General features: G+C 51.8%; 5 protein-coding genes. All 5 read left to right on the top strand.

Translation table 11 applies throughout. The features are described from left to right. Nucleotides 1–2134: ATP-dependent helicase (locus ACH2EH_RS12940; protein WP_395142288.1), on the top strand; the 2134-nt coding region annotated here is incomplete at its 5' end. A gap of 558 nt (nucleotides 2135–2692) precedes the next feature. Beyond that, a complete protein-coding gene (locus tag ACH2EH_RS12945; RefSeq protein WP_395142290.1) occupies nucleotides 2693–2890 on the top strand; it encodes a hypothetical protein in 198 nt (65 codons plus the stop codon). Beyond that, on the top strand, nucleotides 2883–3440 hold the full coding sequence (locus ACH2EH_RS12950) for a hypothetical protein (RefSeq protein WP_395142292.1): 558 nt from the start codon (nucleotides 2883–2885) through the stop codon (nucleotides 3438–3440). Before ACH2EH_RS12945 ends, ACH2EH_RS12950 begins: the two co-directional genes overlap by 8 nt. 72 nt (nucleotides 3441–3512) lie before the next feature. Next, nucleotides 3513–3740 (top strand): hypothetical protein, encoded by a 228-nt coding sequence (locus tag ACH2EH_RS12955; protein WP_395142294.1) that lies wholly within the window; start codon nucleotides 3513–3515, stop codon nucleotides 3738–3740. 76 nt (nucleotides 3741–3816) lie between these two features. After that, on the top strand, nucleotides 3817–4263 hold the full coding sequence (locus tag ACH2EH_RS12960; protein WP_395142296.1) for a TlpA family protein disulfide reductase: 447 nt from the start codon (nucleotides 3817–3819) through the stop codon (nucleotides 4261–4263). The last annotated feature ends 99 nt before the right edge of the window (nucleotides 4264–4362 follow it).

The following is a 4362-nucleotide window of genomic DNA, read 5'->3' on the forward strand; positions in this document are numbered from 1 at the left end:
ACCTAAATCCATTGATGTTGCCGATCTTGCCGTCGGGCTAAATGAGCAGCAGTATGAGGCATTTGCCCATACGCACGGGGCGGCGCTGGTGCTGGCAGGGGCCGGTTCAGGCAAGACCACGGTGCTCATTCGGCGCATTGCGCGCCTCATCGCGGAAGGGGTGCCACCAGAGCGTATTCTGGTCACGACATTTACCCGTCGCGCCGCCGACGACATGGGCGAGCGTCTGGCAAAGCTTCTTGGGGGAGAGGCGATTGCGGGGCTGTGGATCGGAACCTTTCACTCGCACTGCTTGCGGATTCTTAAAAAAGAGTGGGCGGAGCGCTTTGGCAAAGAGGGCCGCTTCGATCTGGCCGACGAGTACTGGCAGAAGCGTGTCTGCCGTGCGATTCTAGGAAAGACCAGTAACTATAAGTCGTTGCCCCAGCCACCGTTTGGGCAGAACATGAAGCTCGATCCGAAGCTCGCCTTGCTGGCGATCTCGGCCTCCAAGAACTGCGGCCATAGCTGCGAGATGGCCGAGACCGCCCTCGCTCAGCTCTACCCGGACTGGGAGCTGCCGCTGATCCAGAATGTCGCGAAGTTCTGGCGCTGCTACGAGAAAGCAAAAGAAAAAGAGCTGGACGTACTCTCGAAAGTTCCTGCCAAGCGTCTAGACTTCGATGATCTGCTGCTCGAAGCGTTTTATCTTATCCGCGATGATGCCAAGGCCCGCGACGAGTACCAGAGCAAGTTTGACTTTCTCCTCGTGGACGAAACGCAGGACACCAGTGAGGTACAGTGGCAACTGGCGCGGCTTCTGTCCAAAAAACACGGGAATCTCTTTATTGTGGGGGATGTGGGGCAGAGTATCTACGGCTTCCGTGGCTGCGACCCCAAGCGCACAGTAATGGGGTTTCAGACCAGCTACCCCAACGGCCAGATCATCCGCTTGCCCGCCAACTACCGCTCGCAGGGCACGATTGTGACGGTCGCCAACGAGCTTATCGCCCATGCGGATCTCGATGATCGCTACCGTCTGCTGATGGAGCCCACTCAGCTCTCGGCGCAAGAGCCCTGGCTCTCACAACACCTGGATGCAGAGGCCGAGGCGCTCTGGGTGGTGGAGCGCTTGCGGGAGCAGATGAGTAGCGATGGCACGATGGCGTTCCGGGACTTTGCCTTGCTCTATCGCACCAATGCCTACTCCCGATGCTTCGAGGACGGGCTGATCAACGCGGGAATTCCGTATCAGATCACGGGCGGCACGAGTTTTTACAACCGCAAGGAAGTGAAGGACTTGCTTGCGTATCTTCAGCTCTCCGTGGACCCAAACTCCGAGGCGGGCACCGAGGCGTGTAAGCGTATCCTCAATATCGCCAGCACGAAGTTCGGGCGACCCACACGCTCGCTGGGGCTGGGATTTATCAAGAAAGTGGAGGAGCTGGCGGAGAAACAGAAGTGCTCGTTCTACGAGATGCTCAAAAAAGGTGTCTTCACCACCCAGCAAGAAGTGGCGATTTTAGACTTTCGTAAGCAGATTAAGGAGATTCATGAGGCGGGTGAGACGGCCCAGACGCGCCTCATGGCTGCACGGCTCTCCGGCTACGACGACTATATCGTGAACGAGGATGGTGACAGCGAGGATGAGGGTGAGGGCTCCAGCCGTTTAGATAACCTCGATGAGCTTCTGACAGCTAGCAAGCGCTTCTTTGCGCCCGAGGGAATGCTGACGTTTGTGGGCGGGCAGATTCGCAAGGCCAAGGATGCGGGCAAGGGCCAGGACGCGGTAAACCTCATGACGGTGCATAAGTCCAAGGGCCTGGAGTGGCGCTGCGTCTTCGTGGTCGGTTTTGCAATGAATTTGTTGCCCCACCACCGTAGCCTACGCTATGTGGACGGCGAGCTTCTCCTAGATAGCCTCGAAGAAGAGCGCCGCATTGCCTATGTCGCCATCACCCGTGCCAAAGATCAGTTCGCTCTCTCCTGGCCGCAGTATCACAATGCCAAGGCCCTCGGCCCCTCGCCGTTTCTGATCGAGATGCCCACCCTCGCGCCCCTCGTGGACGATGCCCTGCGCTCGCAACACAAAGACGACGATGATGCACAAGAGCTCGCCGATCAAGAAATCGCCGACGAAGAATTCGAGGAGTAGCTTGCCCGCCTCCTAACCCCCGCCCGGCGGGGGAACAAAGAGGGATTTCTGCGGAGCGGCTAGGATTCCCATTCGTAGCCTTGATCGCTTTCCCAAATCTCGATAGTCTCTCCATTAGTTCTGCGCTAAGTGCTGCCGCAGTGGGGAAGTTTGGGTTCCCGGCGAGCTGCGCAAGCACTTGCCTAGCCTTACGAATCTTTTCAGGGACGGAAATATCTTGCAGTTGAAGCTTTACTCGTGTTATTTTGCGATCCTCTTTCTACACCCTTTGTTGGTGTATGCGAACACAGTGTTACTCTGGACAGATACGACTTTCAAATCCACTGACACAGCCACTGTGTCAGTGAACATGAAAATAAAATCTTTTGATCTGTCTTTTATCGCTTGACATTTTCTTTTGCTTTGGGGTAAAATACAAGTAACTTCCTCTCCCCACCACCTCTCCCCGCCACCTCTCCCCGCGAGAGAAAGGAGGAGGGTGGAAGCATCCCAGAAAGCAAGGCGTACCGTGACTGTACGCTCGTAAGAGTTGTGCGTGCAGTGCGCCTGGGAGCGTAGATGGCTATCGAAGATCGCGACGATTATGTGGATATGGTTGCCCAAGCGGTGATAGACCGAATCGAGGGAAGTCAGCGTATAAACAGCCTTGTCGAACAAGTTGTCGCTCGTGTTATCGAGATTCAGAAGAAAGAAGCGGCGCTTAAAGCTCAAAACGAAGCGGTGTCTTCTGCAAAGGATGAGGTAGGAAATGAATAACGTTGAAAATACGGTTGAAGAAGTAGAACTGACTGCGGCAGAGAAGCTCGCACAATTCGAAAAAGAGAAGCTCAGTCGAAGACAAGCCCTTGCCCGCTTCGGCTTCCAAGCCGGAGCCGCCGCTGTCGCTGCACTAACTGCGGATGAACTTCTGCGTAAAGTCGGCAAAGAGATGCAGCGCCGAGCGGGGGATAACAAAGTCGCTCAGCAGGTTGCAAGCGAGTTCCAAAATGCTGGACTTGCTCTTGCAACTCCACCAGAATGTTTAGGGTGTACTACGGGTTGTGTTCCAAGCGCGACACAGAAATGCGAGGTCTGTTTACCAACCTGTGGTAGCAACAAGAAAAAGTTAGTTTGGAAAACATGTTCAGAGTGTGATACTGGCCTTGAAGATGCATTATCGGCATGTTCAGAGTGGCCTTCCGGTTCAGATGAGAGAACTCTTTGTATGACAGCAGCCTATAGAGGGTGGTGTCAGTGTAAAACATGCAATTGTCCTGGGACACCACCAAATGCCAATTGCGATAATTGTACATCTGTAGGTTGTTGAAATGGAAGGGTTCATTTAATTTAGTCATGCTGAATGTAGTGAACCCTTAAATGAAGTTAAAAAGGAAGAATCATGAAACTTTATTTGTCTGCCTTGTTTGGGTTTATTATATTGTCTGGATGTAAACAGAAGCCTGAAATGAAAGAAGTTGAAAATTATAAATCTGATTGGAAGAAAAGATTTTCTGATATGACTCATTCTGATATTTCAAAAAGCGATAAAGATAAAAAATCATCAATATTAGTTAATGAATACACTAGTAAAATGTTGGAATTCAGGAAAAGAAACCTGGTTAAATGATAAAATAGATATTTTGCGATAAATTTTAAAAATGATAGGTAGGATATTGTAAAGATTGAAACATTTATATGATGTAATGAAATCAAACAGTGGGAATTTAGATAGTGTTTGTATCGTGTATTTCTGGTCTAAATCATGTTCCGCCTGTCATGCAAATATGCCGCATTTGCAAAAGCTTCGTGATGAGTATGGCCCGAAAGGCTTGCAAGTTCTTTCTGTGCATCGGCCTATGGGAGAATTCGATCTGGATGAGGCCAAAGTGCTGGAAGTGGCAAAAGAGCTTGGCATTACCGAGAAGCTGATCTTTGACAATGATCATAAAATCGGCGATGAGCTGAAGGTGGATGCGTGGCCGACGTATTTTCTCTTTGACAAAGACGGTAAGGTGCGCCGACACGCCAAAGGGCAGTTTGGGGTGAAGATGATCGAACAGGCGCTCATTCGGCTCTTCGACGAGGACGAGGCGCAGGGCAAAGAGAAATCCGCTGAAGCCGTAACCGAATCCTTTCCGATAACGTATTAAGCCACGGCCATTCAGTTCTCTTTGCCGTGGATTAAAATCCCGGCTACGGAAGAAAAGTCCCCCTCCGGGGACTACCGATTTTAGTCGGCGAAGGCCGAC

Source organism: Armatimonas sp. (assembly GCF_043760365.1).
In the GTDB taxonomy this organism is placed as follows: domain Bacteria; phylum Armatimonadota; class Armatimonadia; order Armatimonadales; family Armatimonadaceae; genus Armatimonas.